13 protein-coding genes and 1 pseudogene are annotated in these 15,629 nt (G+C 69.7%); 9 read left to right on the plus strand and 5 right to left on the minus strand.

The window, feature by feature from the left end; genetic code table 11:
* The first annotated feature begins 13 nt into the window (after positions 1-13).
* The 6 genes from AC2YHT_RS21430 to phoB all read left to right on the plus strand — a co-directional run bounded on the left by AC2YHT_RS21430 (position 14) and on the right by phoB (position 6,650).
* Positions 14-1,471 (plus strand): sensor histidine kinase, encoded by a 1,458-nt coding sequence (locus tag AC2YHT_RS21430; RefSeq protein ID WP_487291912.1) that lies wholly within the window; start codon positions 14-16, stop codon positions 1,469-1,471.
* Positions 1,472-1,573: 102 nt separating this feature from the next.
* Complete coding sequence (gene pstC, locus AC2YHT_RS21435; RefSeq protein ID WP_487291913.1) at positions 1,574-3,016, plus strand: phosphate ABC transporter permease subunit PstC; 1,443 nt, start codon at positions 1,574-1,576, stop codon at positions 3,014-3,016.
* Complete coding sequence (pstA, locus tag AC2YHT_RS21440) at positions 3,009-4,322, plus strand: phosphate ABC transporter permease PstA (protein ID WP_487291914.1); 1,314 nt, start codon at positions 3,009-3,011, stop codon at positions 4,320-4,322. Before pstC ends, pstA begins: the two co-directional genes overlap by 8 nt.
* A 55-nt stretch (positions 4,323-4,377) precedes the next feature.
* Positions 4,378-5,220, plus strand: a complete 843-nt coding sequence (gene pstB, locus AC2YHT_RS21445) for a phosphate ABC transporter ATP-binding protein PstB (protein WP_370444041.1) — start codon at positions 4,378-4,380, stop codon at positions 5,218-5,220.
* A 23-nt stretch (positions 5,221-5,243) separates the two neighbouring features.
* Positions 5,244-5,936, plus strand: coding sequence for a phosphate signaling complex protein PhoU (phoU, locus tag AC2YHT_RS21450; RefSeq protein ID WP_110121099.1), 693 nt, complete (start codon positions 5,244-5,246; stop codon positions 5,934-5,936).
* 21 nt (positions 5,937-5,957) lie between these two features.
* Positions 5,958-6,650 (plus strand): phosphate regulon transcriptional regulator PhoB, encoded by a 693-nt coding sequence (gene phoB, locus AC2YHT_RS21455; protein ID WP_110121100.1) that lies wholly within the window; start codon positions 5,958-5,960, stop codon positions 6,648-6,650.
* A 39-nt stretch (positions 6,651-6,689) separates the two neighbouring features.
* On the opposite strand, the gene AC2YHT_RS21460 is transcribed toward phoB, so the two are convergent.
* The gene (locus AC2YHT_RS21460) at positions 6,690-8,279 is read right to left on the minus strand and encodes a glycosyl hydrolase family 28-related protein (protein ID WP_487291915.1); all 1,590 of its coding nucleotides are present in this window, start codon (positions 8,277-8,279) and stop codon (positions 6,690-6,692) included.
* Between the two features lie 215 nt (positions 8,280-8,494).
* Between AC2YHT_RS21460 and AC2YHT_RS21465 the strand changes: the two are divergent.
* A pseudogene (locus tag AC2YHT_RS21465) lies at positions 8,495-8,620 on the plus strand (helix-turn-helix domain-containing protein); the annotation flags it as partial.
* A 58-nt stretch (positions 8,621-8,678) separates the two neighbouring features.
* Here the strand turns inward: AC2YHT_RS21465 and AC2YHT_RS21470 are convergent.
* Both AC2YHT_RS21470 and AC2YHT_RS21475 read right to left on the minus strand, forming a co-directional pair.
* On the minus strand, positions 8,679-10,274 hold the full coding sequence (locus AC2YHT_RS21470; protein WP_487291916.1) for a hypothetical protein: 1,596 nt from the start codon (positions 10,272-10,274) through the stop codon (positions 8,679-8,681).
* A 109-nt stretch (positions 10,275-10,383) separates the two neighbouring features.
* Entirely contained in the window at positions 10,384-10,782 is a 399-nt protein-coding gene (locus AC2YHT_RS21475; protein WP_487291917.1) for a MerR family transcriptional regulator, read from the minus strand.
* A 61-nt stretch (positions 10,783-10,843) separates the two neighbouring features.
* Between AC2YHT_RS21475 and AC2YHT_RS21480 the strand changes: the two genes are divergently transcribed.
* Positions 10,844-11,521 (plus strand): cation efflux transmembrane domain-containing protein, encoded by a 678-nt coding sequence (locus AC2YHT_RS21480; RefSeq protein WP_487291918.1) that lies wholly within the window; start codon positions 10,844-10,846, stop codon positions 11,519-11,521.
* Here the strand turns inward: AC2YHT_RS21480 and AC2YHT_RS21485 are convergent.
* Both AC2YHT_RS21485 and AC2YHT_RS21490 read right to left on the minus strand, forming a co-directional pair.
* Positions 11,518-12,138 (minus strand): cysteine hydrolase family protein, encoded by a 621-nt coding sequence (locus tag AC2YHT_RS21485; protein ID WP_487291919.1) that lies wholly within the window; start codon positions 12,136-12,138, stop codon positions 11,518-11,520. The genes AC2YHT_RS21480 and AC2YHT_RS21485 overlap by 4 nt on opposite strands.
* A gap of 275 nt (positions 12,139-12,413) precedes the next feature.
* Entirely contained in the window at positions 12,414-14,042 is a 1,629-nt protein-coding gene (locus AC2YHT_RS21490) for an ATP-binding protein (RefSeq protein ID WP_487291920.1), read from the minus strand.
* A gap of 175 nt (positions 14,043-14,217) precedes the next feature.
* On the opposite strand from AC2YHT_RS21490, the gene purD reads away from it, so the two are divergent.
* A complete protein-coding gene (gene purD / locus AC2YHT_RS21495) occupies positions 14,218-15,492 on the plus strand; it encodes a phosphoribosylamine--glycine ligase (protein WP_487291921.1) in 1,275 nt (424 codons plus the stop codon).
* Positions 15,493-15,629: the final 137 nt, after the last annotated feature.

Below are 15,629 nucleotides of genomic sequence, written 5' to 3' on the forward strand. Positions count from 1 at the left end.
CCGGACCCCCGCCATGCCCACCGTCTCCCCCCCTTCGCCGGTCGCGCCGGACCGCTGGGGCGGCCCCTTGGCGGGCGCGTGGGCCGGGGCCTGGACGGCGATCGCCGGCGGGCCGGTCGCCCTGGTCGCCATGACCGCCCTGGGCGCGGCCCAGCCGGGCGTGGCTTTGCCGGCCGCGGTGCTGCTGGGCGGCGGCGGGATCTTCCTGCTGCGTCGCCTGCGCCGCCTGATCGAGGACGCCTCGCTGGTCGCGGCCCCGGCCGCCGCGATCGCCGACCGGGCCCCGCCCTTCGCGGTGATCCTGGAGAACCTGCCCGAGCCGCTGATGGTCATCGCCGCCGAAGAGGCCGACGACCTGACCGGCCGCCGCTTCGTCTTCGCCAACGCCGCCGCCCGCGAGCGCTTCCGCATCCGGGAAAGCGCCCTGCTGGTCACCGCCGTGCGCAGCCCCCAGGTGCTGGAGGCGGTGGACGAGAGCCTGTTCGGCGGCGTCGAGCGCACCGTGGAATGGACCGGCGTCGGCTCGCAGGGCCGCGACTGGACCGCCCACGCCCGGCCGCTGGGCCGCGACGACCGCGGTTCGCAGCTGGCCCTGCTGGTGCTGCGCGACGAGACCGACGTACGCCGCAGCGAGCGCACCCGCGCCGACTTCCTGGCCAACGCCAGCCACGAGCTGCGCACGCCGCTGGCCTCGCTGTCGGGCTTCATCGAGACTCTGCGCGGCCACGCCAAGGAGGATCCGGGCGCCCGCGACAAGTTCCTCGGCATCATGCAGGCCCAGGCCGAGCGGATGTCGCGGCTGATCGACGACCTGATGAGCCTGTCGCGCATCGAGCTGAACGAGCACATCGCCCCGGCCGGCCGCGTCGACCTGGCCATGGCCGCCCAGGACGTCATCGACGCCCTGGCCCCGCAGGCGCGCGACAAGCAGATCAGCTTCGACGCCATCCTGCCGCCGCGCGGCTCGGCGGTGGTCGAGGGCGATCGCGACCAGATCGTCCAGGTGGTCCAGAACCTCGTCGACAACGCCATCAAGTACACGCCAAAGGACGGCGTCGTGCGGGTCGAGATCTTCCCCGGCCTGACCCCGGCCACGGCCGTCGCCCCGCGCGACCCGTCCGCCGCGCGGCTGTCGCTGCTGACCCCCGACCACTCGGAGTCGGAGTCGCTGTTCGCGGGCCTGCGGGTCGGCGACAAGGGGCCGGGCATCGCCCGCGAGCACCTGCCGCGCCTGACCGAGCGCTTCTACCGCGTCGAGGGCCAGAAGAGCGGCGACCGCTCGGGCACGGGTCTTGGCCTGGCCATCGTCAAGCACATCGTCAATCGCCACCGCGGCGGCCTGCACGTGGAATCGACGCAGGGCGAAGGGGCGACCTTCGGGGTCTACCTGCCGATGGCCAAAACCTTGCCTGACAAGGACTTGGCCACAGTTGACGGGGTCGGGCCGGGCGGTGTCGTAAAACTGTCGTAGAAACGTCGCATAAGGTCGGCGCCCGGCCGGCATAGATCGGTCACGGGCGGGGCGGCGCAACGGGCGCCGTGCTCGCATCCTACGCGCAAGACCGCTTCACGCATGCTGACCTGGCTCTCGCTCCTCTTCCTGGCGCTGTTCGCGCTGGCGGCGTTCCTGCTCGGTCGGGGCCGAGCGCTCAAGGCGGCCGGCGGCGCTTCGGTGCGCCTCCACTCGCTGCCCAACTATTACGGCGCCTACGCCGCCCTCTGGGCCGGCGCTCCGGCCGCCCTCCTGCTGTTGCTCGGCGCCGTGTTCGGCGGCCGGCTCGAGGAGGCGGTCCTGCAGGCCGAACGTCCGGCGGCCGTCTCGGCCCTGACGCCCGACCGCCAGGACGTCTTCTTCAGCGACGCCCGGGCCATCTCGGCCAAGGAAGCGCCGTCGGAGGTCGTCTACGAGGGCGAGCTGAAGACCGCGCTCGACGCCAAGGTCGCCGAGTCGCGCAAGATCAACGCCATCGTGCGCTACAGCACGATCGGCCTGGCCTCGCTGGTCGCCCTGATCGGCGTGCTGCTGGCGCTGCCGCGGGTGGGTCTGGAATTCCGCGCCCGCAACCGGGTCGAGGGCTGGATCAACGGCCTGCTGATCGCCTGCTCGGTCGCCGCCGTGCTGACCACCCTGGGCATCGTGCTCTCGCTGGTCTGGGAAAGCTGGCGCTTCTTCCAGAGCGTCAACCCGCTGTCGTTCCTGTTCGGCACCGAGTGGAGCCCGCAGATCGCCATGCGCGCCGACCAGGTGGCCTCGTCGGGCGCCTTCGGGGCCGTGCCGCTCTTCGCCGGCACCTTCCTGATCATGCTGATCGCCATGCTGGTGGCCGCGCCCGTCGGCCTCTACTCGGCGATCTACCTTTCGGAATACGCCAGCCGCGGCCTGCGCTCGACGATCAAGCCGCTGCTCGAGATCCTGGCCGGCGTGCCGACCGTGGTCTACGGCTTCTTCGCCGCCCTGACCGTGGGTCCGCTGTTCCGCGCCGGCTTCAACGCCATCGGCGCGGTCCTGATCGGCGGGCCGCTGGACGGCGTCGGCCAGTACCTGATGGAAGTCCAGAACCAGATGGCCCTGGTGGCCGGGGTGGTGATGGGGATCATGCTGATCCCGTTCGTCTCCTCGCTGTCGGACGACATCATCAACGCCGTGCCGCAATCCCTGCGTGATGGCAGCTACGCCATGGGCGCCACCAAGTCCGAGACGGTCAAGCGGGTCATCCTGCCGGCCGCCCTGCCGGGCATCATGGCCGCCATGCTGCTGGCCGTGTCCCGCGCCGTCGGCGAGACCATGATCGTGACCATGGCCGCGGGCCTTCAGGCCAAGCTGACCGTCAACCCGCTCGACACCGTCACCACCGTGACCGTGCAGATCGTCACCCTGCTCACCGGCGACCAGGAGTTCGACAGCCCCAAGACCCTCTCGGCCTTCGGCCTGGGCCTGACGCTGTTCGTCGTGACCCTGGCGCTCAACATCATCGCCCTGCGCATCGTCCAGAAGTATCGGGAACAATATGACTGACGCCGCCATCACCGCCGGCGCCGCTCCGCACGGGCAGGGCCCCCGCGCGACGCTCTCGGCCGCCGAAGCCCGCCTGAAGAAGCGCTACCGCTCGGAAATGTGGTTCAAGGCCCAGGGCATCGCCGCCATCGTCGTGGCCATGATCTTCCTGGTCGTGCTGGTGGGCCGCATCGTCGCCCAGGGCTACACCACCTTCGAGACCCACTCGATCAGCGTGCCGGTCTATCTGAACCCGGACCGCATCGACCGCACCGCGCTCGAAGGCGTCAACTACGACTACATCGTCGCTGAAGCGGTGATGAAGAAGCTGAACATCCAGGACGACGACCTGGGCACGACGTCGGGCAAGGTCATGGACCTGGTCTCGCGCGATCTCGGCTTCCAGCTGCTCGACAAGATCAAGGCCGACCCGTCGGTGATCGGCAAGACCATCGAGGTCACCGGTCCGGTCAAGGCCGACGCCGACCTCTATTACAAGGGCGAGATCAAGCGCGCGACCGCCGAGGAAGACCGCAAGCTCGACAACCAGCAGCTCGGCTGGCTGGACCAGCTGGAGAAGAGCGGCGCCGTCAAGGGCGGCTTCAACTTCGGCTTCTTCACCAAGTCCGACTCGACCGAGCCCGAACAAGCCGGCGTGCTGGGCGCGGTGGTCGGCTCGGCCCTGATGCTGATCATCACCGCCCTGATCGCGGTGCCGGTCGGGGTGATGGCCGCCGTCTACCTGGAAGAGTTCGCCCCGAAGAACCGCTGGACCGACGTCATCGAGGTCAACATCAACAACCTCGCGGCCGTCCCCTCGATCGTCTACGGCCTGCTGGGCCTGGCCCTGTTCATCAACTGGCTGCACGTGCCGCGGAGCTCTCCGCTGGTCGGCGGCCTGGTGCTGGCCCTGATGGCCCTGCCGACCGTGATCATCGCCACCCGCTCGGCCCTGAAGGCGGTGCCGCCCTCGATCCGTGAAGCCGCCCTCGGCGTCGGCGCCTCCCGCGCCCAGACCGTGTTCCACCACGTACTGCCGCTGGCCATGCCCGGCGTGATGACCGGCGCCATCCTGTCGCTGGCCCACGCGCTCGGCGAAACGGCTCCGCTGCTGATGATCGGCATGGTCTCGTTCGTGCCCGGCGTGCCGGAAGGCTTCACCGGCGCCTCGACCGTGCTGCCGGTGCAGGTGTTCATCTGGGAGAACGCGTCGGAACGCGCCTTCCACGAGCGCACCGCCGCCGCCATCCTCGTCCTTCTGATCTTCATGATCGTCATGAACGCCGCGGCCGTCATCCTGCGCCGCCGCTTCGAACGCCGGTGGTAGGATCCATATGACCGTCACCAACCCCAACGCTCTCGCCCTCGTCCAGGGACACGCCATGCCCACCCAGAACCGCGACGGCGGCGTCGCCGCGCCCGTCATCCACACCGCCGTGCCGCAAGGCCACGGCGTGGTCGAGACCCGCGACTTCAAGATCCGCGCCCGCGACGTCAACGTCTTCTACGGCGACAAGCAGGCCCTGTTTGACGTGGCGCTGGACATCCCGGCCAAGTCGGTCACCGCCTTCATCGGCCCGTCGGGCTGCGGCAAGTCGACCTTCCTGCGCTGCATCAACCGGATGAACGACACCATCCCGTCGGCCCGGGTGCAGGGCGCGATCGAGATCGACGGCGCCGACGTCAACGCCAAGAGCGTCGACCCGGTGGTGCTGCGCTCGCGCGTCGGCATGGTGTTCCAGAAGCCGAACCCCTTCCCGAAGACCATCTTCGAGAACGTCGCCTACGGTCCCAAGATCCACGGCATCGCCACCCGCAAGGACGAGCTGGAGGCCATCGTCGAGAGCAGCCTCAAGAAGGCCGGCCTGTGGAACGAGGTCGCCGACCGCCTGCATCAACCCGGCACGGGTTTGTCGGGCGGCCAGCAGCAGCGTCTCGTCATCGCCCGCGCGATCGCCGTCTCGCCCGAAGTGATCCTGATGGACGAGCCCTGCTCGGCGCTGGACCCGATCGCCACGGCCAAGATCGAGGAGCTGATCGACGAGCTGCGCAGCCAGTTCTGCATCGTCATCGTGACCCACTCGATGGCCCAGGCCGCCCGCGTCTCGCAGAAGACGGCCTTCTTCCACCTCGGCAAGCTGGTCGAGAGCGGTCCGACCGAGGAGATGTTCACCAATCCTCGCGACAGCCGCACCCAGGACTACATCACCGGCCGCTTCGGTTAAGCGCAGGCGGAAGGAAACAGGACATGACCGAGCATACCGTCAAATCCTACGGCGAAGAGCTGAACCACCTGACGGCCGAGGTCACCCGCATGGGCGGCCTGGCCGAAGCCCAGGTGGCCGACGCCATCGAGTGCATCGCCCGCCGCGACGCGGGCCTGGCCCAGAGCGTGGTCGGCCGTGACGAGCGCCTCGACACCCTGCAGGTCGAGATCGAGCGCAAGGCGTTCCGCCTGATCGCCCTGCGCCAGCCGATGGCCGTGGACCTGCGCCACGCCGTCGCCGCCCTGAAGATCTCGATGAACCTCGAGCGCTGCGGGGACCTGGCCAAGAACATCGGCAAGCGCGCCCTGATCCTCAACGACGCCGAGCCGATGAGCGCCCTGACCCGCTCGATCGAGCGCATGGGCCGCCTGGTGCAAGGCCGCCTGAAGGACGTGCTCGACGCCTACACGGCCTCGGACGTGCAGCGCGCTATCAGCGTCTGGAGCAGCGACGAGGAAGTCGACGAGCACTACAACTCGATCTTCCGCGAACTGCTGACCTACATGATGGGCGACCCGCGCACGATCAACGCCTGCACCCACCTGCTGTTCGTGGCCAAGAACCTCGAGCGCATCGGCGACCACGCGACGAACATCGCCGAGAACATCCATTTCGAGCTGACGGGCGAGGAGATCATCTCCCAGCGTCCCAAGCTCGACGTGATCGCTCAGTAAGCCTCTGGAGGGCCGGTCGACGTGACTCCGTACGTTCTGGTGGTCGAGGACGAGGACGCCCTGGCCACCCTCCTGCACTACAATCTCGACAAGGAAGGCTACCAGGTCTCGGTGGCCGCCGATGGCGAGGAAGCCCTGACCCTGGCTAGCGAGCGCGCGCCGGACCTCGTCATCCTCGACTGGATGCTGCCCAAGGTCTCGGGCATCGAGGTCTGCCGCCGCCTGCGCGGCCGCACCGACACCCGCAACGTGCCGATCATCATGCTGACGGCCCGGGGTGAGGAGAGCGACCGGATTCGGGGGCTCGACACCGGCGCCGACGACTACGTGGTCAAGCCGTTCTCGATGGTCGAGCTGACCGCCCGCGTCCGCGCCGTCATGCGCCGCATCCGCCCGGCCCTGGCCGACGACCGCATCACGGTCGGCGACATCATCATCGACCGAGTGGCCCACCGCGTGAAGCGCCAGGGCAAGGAAGTGCATCTCGGCCCCACCGAGTTCCGCCTGCTCGACTACCTGATGCAGCACCCGGGCCGGGTGTTCAGCCGCGAACAGCTGCTGGACGCCGTCTGGGGCTCGGACGTCTATGTCGAGGCCCGCACCGTCGACGTCCACATCGGCCGCCTGCGCAAGGCGCTGAACGGCGCGGCCGAAGCCGACCCTATCCGCACCGTCCGCTCGGCCGGCTACTCGCTGGACGTCGAAGCGGCGTAGGAAAACAGCGCGCCCCTGGGGGCGCGCTGTCCTGGCCTTCTAGAGCGCGCCGAAGCGCTTTTCGCGCCATTGGCCGCCCACATACTGGAAGTCGACCCATTGGTTCGTCGACAGTTCCTTGGCCGTTATGCCTTTGACCTTGAGCAGGTAGCCGGCTGGACCCGAGCGGGTGACGGAGAAGACGTCGCCGTTGCGCGCGCCGACGTCGCTCAGGGTGACGGTGCGGTTCGCGGTCATCGTGCCCAGGTAGTCGATGTTGAACGCGTCCACCCGCGGAACCAGGGTGAAGTCGGCGTCGTCGATCCTGATCCAGGCCTTGTCCAGCCCGCCGACGATCAGCTGCCCGGACACGCCGCCATCGACGACGTCGGCGGTCTCGATCTGGGTCGCGCCCGCGGCGATGTTGACGCCGACGACGGTGTGGGCCGCCGGCAGGCTGGCGTTGTCGCCGCCGATCATGCCGCGAACGACGATGTTCCGCGTCGCCGCGCCGAGATCCACGCCGCAGTTGTAGCCCGCGTCGCCGTCATAGAAGCTCATGGCGTTCCACTGGCGGATGTCGCTGTCGAGCGTCACGCGGCGCGCCTTGGCCAGGCGCACGGCGGGACCGACGAAGAAACGCATCTCGCCCGAAACCGCCAGTCCGGCGACGCTGTAGGCGGCGGTGCTGCCCTGGTCGGTCAGCGCGCTGAAGCCGTTGTTCTGTCCCACCCATTCACGCATGTGCAGGGCGATCGAGAACGGTATGCCGGAGCCCTCGAAACCGACCTGGGCCTCGTGCGCGGCGTCCATGAAGACGTTCGCCGCCGAGAAGCCGCCGATGATGTCCGAGCCGGCCGTGAAGCACAGGTTGTGCTTGGCGCCCGCGCCCAGATAGCCGCCGTACATCGTGACGCTCTCGCAGCACTTGATCTGCATGACGCGCAGCGGGCCGATGTTCTGGGCCGTACTGGCCTGAACGCGGGTTCCGCCGCCGGGCGCGGGCCAGGTGATGCTGCGGGGCGGCGAGACCGTGCCGCTGAAGCTGCACGACACGAAGTCGATGTTTGTCGGGATCTGGCCGCTCGCGCCGATCTCGATCAGCACGCTGGACTGGGCGAACTGCAGCGACGGCTGGGCGGGATCATAGACGCCGCTGGCCATGCAGTTGATGAAGGTGCTGGTCGAGCCGCCCCGGACGCGGATCTGGGTCTGGCCGCCCGTCGCCGCGACATTGCTGATCGTGCTGTTGTAGGGCCCGTCGAAGCTCAGGATCGCGCCGGCGCCGCTGGGATAGGTCACGTCGGCCGGAACATTGGGCAGCGCGATGCCGAGGCCATAGTCGTGATAGGCCCAGAAGTCGCCGACATAGCCGCTCTGGTAGGGCGAGGCGGTCGTGCCGAAATGCAGCATGTCGCCGAACTCGGCGGTCTTGCGCAGGAAGGTGTTGACGCGGCCTTGGCCGCGCAGGCCCACGCCGCTCGGAACCTGCAACGTGGCGCTGACAAGAGAGGCGCCTGCGGGCATCAGCACCGTGCGGACCTCGGCCGTGGCGGCGGCGTTCAGCGCCGCCTGGATGGCGACGGTGTTGTCGCGGCCATCGAACACGGCGCCGTAGTCGCGCACATCGATTTCGGAGGGAAATGGCATTTTGAAATGACCTTTGAAAATGGCGCGCGGCGAAAAAGCCTCGCGCAGGGAATAAAATTGTTCGTGTTTTGTTCAAAATGGAGTGATGCGCTGGTCGGGTTTGGCCTGCGATCGCCCCCGCAACCAATCTGGCGCATCGCTATGTCAGAGTCGGTCGCCGGAACGGCCCTTCAGCGTCCTCGCAGCCGCTCCAGGATCCCGCAGTCGGCCACCGTGTCGCTGCCCGCACCGTCGACGTCCACATCGGCCGCCTGCGCAAGGCGCTGAACGGCGCCGCCGAAGCCGACCCGATCCGCACCGTCCGCTCGGCCGGCTACTCGCTGGACGTCGAAGCGGCGTGATAAAAAGGGGCGGCGCAGCGCGCCGCCCCCCGATTTCCATCCGGCTGCTGGCGCCGGATCAGGACGTACTGGTAGGGACGCCGGTATCGGCGATGCGGACGGCGCTGTGCACCGTCAGGCCATCGTTGCTGAGCCGGCGAGCGTAGAAATTCTGCCCGTCGAACACGATGTCGGCCAGCTTGGCGTCGTTCGCGCCGTCGTCCTTCCAGAAGGCGTAGTGGGGCGAACCAGCCGCTACCGAGGCCTGGATCACGCCGAACATCGGCGCGGTCAGGGCGGCCGTCCCGACATTGAGTTTGCCGGCATTGCGTTCCGACTGGGCGCTGACCGCCGCCTTGCCCGTGTAGTTGTACGGGTCGTGGATCACCACCCGGCCCGCGGTGATCAGGGCGTCGGGGATGTCGAACACCGGCGTTCCCAGGCACGGCAGGCCCAGGTCGATCTTGCAGCGGCCGGTGAAGCCCGCGTCGATCTTGATCGCCACGCCCGCGTCGTCGAACACCGGATTGACGATCGTGACGTTGTCGGCGATCGCGCCCACCCGGATCTTGACCGCCGCCGCACGGAAGACCACGCCGTCGATCAGCGTGTCGCCGTTCTGGATATCGACGCAGATGTCCGTCGCGACGATGCGGCCGCCCCGAATGTCGGCCACGACCTCGCGGGCGGCGCCCTGGGCGCCGGCCGGGCCGACGCTGTTGATCCGCACGCCCACCTGCTGGGCCTCGGTGTGCAGGTTGACCAGGTGGATGGCGTAGGCGCCGTTCAGGATGTCGACCGCGACATTGCCGACGGCGTCGGGATGGTCGATCTGGCAGTCGGTGGCGAAGACGTCGTTGGCGCCGTCGAACACCATGCCCCGCGCGGCCCCGAAGGCGAAGAAGCGCTCGATGCAGGTGAACTCGTTGGTCCCCTCCAGATAGAGGCCCGCGCCGGGTCGCTTGAGATTGGCCTTGGTGGCGTCGTTCACATGGGCGGTGACGAACGGCCAGAAGTGGACGTCGACGATGCGCGAGACGTCTCTGGCGCCCTTGAGGCGGACGCCGTTCTTGCCGTCCAGCCGCAGGTTGCTGAGATTGATCCGGCCGCCGTCGATGCCCGTGCCGCCGGCCGGCGCGGTCATGTCGGCCAGGACGCAGGTGTCGAAGCCGGCGACGAAAGCGTTGCGCACGGCTCCGCCGGTGCGGTTGGCGGTGACGCCGACGCCGCTGTAGTCGGCCAGCAGGGCGGCGATCGCCGTGTCGTTCAGCGGCGGCTCGCTGGTGTCGGGCAGGTCCTGCACGATCGACAGGTTCTCGATCGCCGCGCCCCGGCCGAGGGTGACGGTGGCGCTGGGCACGAGACGGATCAGCGAGGGGCGGTCGAAGATCGACTGGCCGACGCGAGGCTGCTCGGGGCTGACGTCGTCGCCGCTCAGCACCGCGCCCTGGGGCAGGGCGACCGAGGTGGCGACGCGGTAGCGGCCGGCGGCCTTGACCTTGCCGCCGGTGAGGGCGCCGGCCGTGTAGCTGGCGAGGGCCGATTGCAGGGCGGGGCCGTCGTCGCCGGCGCCGGTTCCGGCCGCGCCGTAGTCCTCGGCAGAGCGGATCTCGGCGATCTTGGCGTCGACGGAGCGCGTCGCCGCGCCGGCGCCCGGTTGGGTGTAGGTGACCATGGGAAAATATCCTGAACTTTGAAAAAGCTTGAAAAATGCCGCCGGCCAGGCCGTCGGTTCAGGTATTGTTCCGCATCGCTGCGTCGATATCGGTCGCCAACCGACCGGCCTAACGCCCTCGCAGCCGCTCCAGGATCCCGCAGTCGGCCACCGTGTCGCTGTGGCAGTGGTCGAGCATGTCGCGCAGTTCCTCGCGCATGACCTGCAGGTCGGCGATCTTGCGTTCGACCTCGGCCAGCTGGTCGCGGGCCAGGGCGTCGACCTCGCCGCAGGGGCGGTCGGTCGCGTCGGCCAGGTCGAGCAGGGCGCGGATGCGGTCGAGGCCGAAGCCCAGATCCCGCGAGCGCTTGACGAAGGCCAGTCGCCGTTCGTGCGCGGCCTCGTAGGCGCGATAGTTGCCGTCGGTGCGCGGAGGCTCGGGCAGCAGGCCCATGCGCTCGTAATAGCGGATGGTCTCGACCGGTACGCCGGTGCGGCGGGAAAGGTCGCCGATAGAAAGCGCTGACATGCTCTTGACCCTGTAGCGACTACAGGGTGCAGACATAGGGCCTCTTTGAAGGAGGCTCCAGATGGCCAATTGCTGCGGCGATGATCTGTGCAAGGCCGACGCCCCCGCGCCGTCGGGGCGCTGGCGGCTGGCGCTGTGGATCGCCCTCGTTGTCAACGGCGGCATGTTCCTGGCCGAGGGCGCGGCGGGGCTCTTGTCGGGCTCGGCGGCGCTGCAGGCCGACTCCCTGGATTTCCTGGGCGACGCGGCCAACTACGCCATCAGCCTGGGCGTGGCGGGCCTAGCCCTGACCTGGCGGGCGCGGGCGGCGCTGCTGAAGGGCGCGACCATGCTGCTGTTCGGCGGCTGGGTGTCGGCCATGACCGTCTGGGGCGTGATCGCCGGCCGCACGCCCGAGGCGCCGGTGATGGGAACCCTGGGCCTGATCGCCCTGGTCGCCAACGCCGGGGTCGCGGTCCTGCTGTTCGGCTTCCGCACCGGCGACGCCAACATGCGCTCGGTTTGGATCTGCTCGCGCAACGACGCCATCGGCAACGTGGCGGTGATGCTGGCGGCCGCCGGCGTGCTGGGCACGGGCTCGCGCTGGCCCGACCTGGTGGTGGCCGCGGTGATGGCGGGCCTGGCTCTGCAAGGCGGCTGGCAGATCGTCCGCCAGGCGCGCGCCGAGCTACGTCAGGTCAAAGCTCAGGCCCAAACCCCGGCGGCGCCCCGCTTCAGCGTCGCGACACGCAGCCGCTAGGCGCCGATCGCGGCCGTCACCTCCTCGGCCGTCACGATGGCGTGGGCGTAGGTCGGGGCGTTGATGGCGTGGGCCGCGTGCAGGGCCTCGTCCGAGAACGCCGCCGTGGCGTCGGTGACCAGGGTGACGTGATAGCCCAACTCGGCGGCGAAACGGCCGGTGCCCTCGATGCAGGTGTTGGCCACCAGGCCGATCAGGATCACGTGGGTGATCTCGCGCTGCTTGAGGCGGTAGTCGAGGTCGGTGTTGGCGAAGCCGCTCGACCCCCAGTGCTCGGTCACGATCACGTCGCCGGGCAGGGGCGCGAAGTCGGGATGCCACTCCCCGCCCCAGGCGTCCTTCTCGAACACCAGGGCCCGGGCGCTGCCCTGCAGATAGGGCGAGGGATGCTTCCAGCCGTCCAGATCGCCCAGGGCGAAGCGGTGGTGGGGCACGACGAACAACGGCAGGCCCGCGCTCCGCGCCGCGGCGACCACGGCCTTCAGCCGCCCGTGCAGGCCTTCGGCGCCCTTCGTCGCCGCCACCCTGGGCCACAGCTTGCCGCCGTCGGCCAGGAAGTCGTTGTAGGGATCGACGAACAGCAGGGCGGTGCGGCCCTGGGGATAGGCGAGGCTCATGGCGGGGCTCCCGGCGGCGAGGCCGTCAGCAGACGCGCGATCGGCGTGCGGGGCTTGGACGATCCGGCCGTGGCGGGGCCCGAGCACCGCCTCCAATAACGTCCGTCATTCTCGCCCTTGTGGCGAGAACCCCTCTGTCAGCTGCAAGGGCGGATGGGGCGGCGTGCTCAGCACGCCGCTTGCGCCTCACGTGGAAGCGGAACCAGGGGTTCCCGCCACAAGGGCGGGAATGACGGGATGGAAGGAGAGTGGCGTAACCCCTGAGCCGCAGCCCCCTAGTCCGCTTCCCCCGCCAGGTCGCAGGCCTGGGCGATGCTGTCGAACAGGGCCGAGACGGTGATCGGCTTGGCCAGGTGCAGGTCGGCGCCGGCGGCGAGGCACGCCTCCACCTGGTGGGGCATGGCGTTGGCGGTCAGCGAGATGATCGGGATGCGGGGCCGGCCGGCGGCGCGCTCGCGCATGCGGATCTCGCTGATGGCGGTCAGGCCGTCCATCACCGGCATCTGGGTGTCCATCAGAACCAGATCGAAGGCCTGGCGCTCGTAGGCCGCCAGGGCGGCCTCGCCGTCGGCGGTGATGACCAGGTCGGCGACGCCGTCGAGCATCAGCTCCACGACCCGCTGGTTGGTGGGGTGGTCCTCGGCCAGCAGCACCCGCAGGCGTTCCGGCGTCGCCGCCCTGGCCGGGCGGCGGGCGGGCGCGGGGTCTTCGGGGGCGGCGGTGTCCAGGCGGGCGGTGAAGGTGAAGCAGGCGCCCTCGCCGGGCGTCGAGCGGCAGGCGATGTCGCCGTCCATCAGCCGGGCGAAGCGCCGGGCGATCGACAGGCCCAGGCCCGAACCGCCGAACCGCCGGGTGATCGAGCCGTCGCCCTGTACGAAGCGCTCGAACAGGCTGGCCTGCACCTGCGGGGTGAAGCCCTCGCCGGTGTCCTCGACCATGACGACCAGGCGGATGGCCTCGTCCTCGATCTGAGTGCGGGCGTGGACGGCCACATGGCCCTCGCTGGTGAACTTCACCGCATTGCTGATCAGGTTGCTGACGATCTGGCCGAACTTCAGGGCGTCGCCGCTCACCCGGTCGTGGAAGCCGTCGTCGAAGGTCAGCGAGAAGTTCAGGCCCTTCTGGTGGGCCAGGCCCTCGAAGGTGGCGGCGGTGGCGATCAGCGCGCCGCGCAGGTTGAAGGGGGCGGGCTCCAGCCCGACCTCGCCGGCCTCGACCTTGGCCAGATCCAGAATGTCGCTGAGCAGGGCGTTCAGCGTGCGGCCCGAGCCCAGGATCACGTCCATCATCTCGCGCTGGCGCGGGGTCAGCTCGGTCTGGGCCAGCACCTGGGCCATGCCCAGCACGCCGTTCAGCGGGGTGCGGATCTCGTGGCTCATATTGGCCAGGAATTCGCTCTTGGCGATGCTGGCGGCGCGGGCGCTTTCCAGCGCGGCCTCCAGGGCCACGGCCGAGGCCTTCCGCTCGGTGATGTCCTCGCTGATGATCAGCAGCAGCTTCTCGTCGCCCTCGCCGGGGATGGCGATCTTCTTGGTCTGCAGCCAGCGGTCGCCGTTGTGCGGGGTCTTCAGGGGCTCCTCGTCGATGACCCAGACCTCGTCGCTCTCCAGCACCTTGCGGTCCATCTCGGCGAAGAAGGCGGCCTGGTCGGCGGGGAAGAAGTCGGCGTCGCGGCGGCCGATCAGGGCCTCGCGGGGCACGCCCAGCAGCTCTTCGCCGGCGCGGTTGACCAGCACGAAGCGGCCGTCGCGGCCGTTCTTGACCACCAGCATGGCCGGCACGCTCTCGACCACGGCGTCGAGGAAGGCCCAGGAGTGCAGGGCCTCGGGCGTCGACGAGGTGGCGGGCGCGCCGGCGTCGGCCGGCGCGGCGTCGCGCGCATGCGGGTTGTTGTCTCTGGCCATGACCTCGCGGTTCGCCCCCTCAGGCGCGTCCAGCCCCGACGCGCGTATTCGCACGCAAAGAAGCCTACGAGCGTCGCCGCGGGCAACGGCGCCAAGCGTCGCAGGCGCATGCGCGGGACGATAGGACGCAGCCCGACCTTGACCCGGGGCCGCGCCCGCGCGACATCCCCGGCTCATGGAAAAGCTGACCATCCTCCTCGTCGGGTCCGGCGGGCGCGAGCACGCCCTGGCCTGGAAGATCGCGGCCTCGCCGCTGTGCGGCCGACTGGTCGCCGCGCCGGGCAATCCGGGCATCGCGGCCGTGGCCGAGCTGAAACCGGTCAAGGCGACCGACGCCGACGGCCTGGTGGCCCTGGCCCAGGAGATCGGCGCGGACCTGGTGGTGGTCGGCCCGGAATCGGCGCTGGAGGTCGGCCTGGCTGACAAGCTGGCGGAGGTGGGGATCCCCTGCTTCGGCGGCAGCCAGCGCGCCGCCCAGCTGGAGACCTCCAAGGCCTTCACCAAGGACTTCTGCAAGCGCCACGACCTGCCGACCGCCGCCTACGGCGTGTTCGAGGATGCAGGCAGCGCGAGCGCCTTCCTCGACACCCTGGAAGCGCCGTTCGTGATCAAGGCCGACGGCCTGGCGGCCGGCAAGGGCGTGGTCATCGCCGAAACCCGCGAGGCGGCCGACGCCGCCGTGGTCGACATGCTGGGCGGCCGCTTCGGCTCGGCCGGCGCCCGCGTCGTCATCGAGGAGTTCATGCACGGCGAGGAGGCCTCGCTGTTCGCCCTCTCCGACGGCAAGACCGCCGTGCTGTTCGGCGCGGCCCAGGACCACAAGCGCGCCTATGACGGCGATACGGGTCCCAACACCGGCGGCATGGGCACCTATTCGCCGCCGCCCGTCCTGACCGAGGCCCTGGTCGAGCAGGCCTGGCGCGAGCTGATCGTGCCGACCGTCGAGGGCATGGCCGCCGAGGGCAATCCTTATGTCGGCGTGCTCTATGCCGGCCTGATGCTGACGCCGACGGGGCCCAAGCTCGTGGAATACAACGCCCGCTTCGGCGATCCGGAATGCCAGGTGCTGATGCTGCGCCTGGAGAGCGACATCGTCCCGATCCTGCTGGCCGCGGCCAAGGGCGAGCTGGCTTCGGCCGAGCCGCCCAAGTGGCGCGACGAGGCGGCGATCTGCGTGGTGCTGGCCGCCGAGGGCTATCCCGACGCCCCCAAGACCGGCGGCCTGATCCAGGGCGCCGAGGCCGACTACGGCCACGAGGCCGAGATCTTCCACGCCGGCACGACCCGCGACGCCGACGGAAACCTGGTGGCTTCGGGCGGCCGCGTGCTCAATGTCTGCGCCCTGGGCGCGACCCTGCACGAGGCCCGCGACGTGGCCTATGCGGCGCTGGGCACGGTGAGCCTCGAGGGCGGGTTCTATCGCAGCGACATCGGCTGGCGGGCGCTCTGACCTGATCCCTCTCCCCTTGCGGGAGAGGGTGGCCTCCCGAAGGGAGGTCGGATGAGGGGTCTCTCAGACCTCTCCGGACAGGGCTTTCGACCCCTCATCCGTCGGCCTTCGGCCGCCACCTTCTCCCGCAAGGGGAG

The organism is Caulobacter sp. SRI_008 (assembly GCF_057586355.1).

Coding starts and splice junctions, on each gene's coding strand:
- phoU (WP_110121099.1), top strand. CDS start 5,244: ATGACCGAGCATACCGTCAAATCCTACGGCGAAGAGCTGAACCACCTG.
- AC2YHT_RS21475 (WP_487291917.1), bottom strand. CDS start 10,782: ATGTCAGCGCTTTCTATCGGCGACCTTTCCCGCCGCACCGGCGTACCG.
- purD (WP_487291921.1), top strand. CDS start 14,218: ATGGAAAAGCTGACCATCCTCCTCGTCGGGTCCGGCGGGCGCGAGCAC.
- AC2YHT_RS21485 (WP_487291919.1), bottom strand. CDS start 12,138: ATGAGCCTCGCCTATCCCCAGGGCCGCACCGCCCTGCTGTTCGTCGAT.
- pstA (WP_487291914.1), top strand. CDS start 3,009: ATGACTGACGCCGCCATCACCGCCGGCGCCGCTCCGCACGGGCAGGGC.
- AC2YHT_RS21490 (WP_487291920.1), bottom strand. CDS start 14,042: ATGGCCAGAGACAACAACCCGCATGCGCGCGACGCCGCGCCGGCCGAC.
- AC2YHT_RS21460 (WP_487291915.1), bottom strand. CDS start 8,279: ATGCCATTTCCCTCCGAAATCGATGTGCGCGACTACGGCGCCGTGTTC.
- AC2YHT_RS21470 (WP_487291916.1), bottom strand. CDS start 10,274: ATGGTCACCTACACCCAACCGGGCGCCGGCGCGGCGACGCGCTCCGTC.
- AC2YHT_RS21430 (WP_487291912.1), top strand. CDS start 14: ATGCCCACCGTCTCCCCCCCTTCGCCGGTCGCGCCGGACCGCTGGGGC.
- AC2YHT_RS21480 (WP_487291918.1), top strand. CDS start 10,844: ATGGCCAATTGCTGCGGCGATGATCTGTGCAAGGCCGACGCCCCCGCG.
- pstB (WP_370444041.1), top strand. CDS start 4,378: ATGCCCACCCAGAACCGCGACGGCGGCGTCGCCGCGCCCGTCATCCAC.
- pstC (WP_487291913.1), top strand. CDS start 1,574: ATGCTGACCTGGCTCTCGCTCCTCTTCCTGGCGCTGTTCGCGCTGGCG.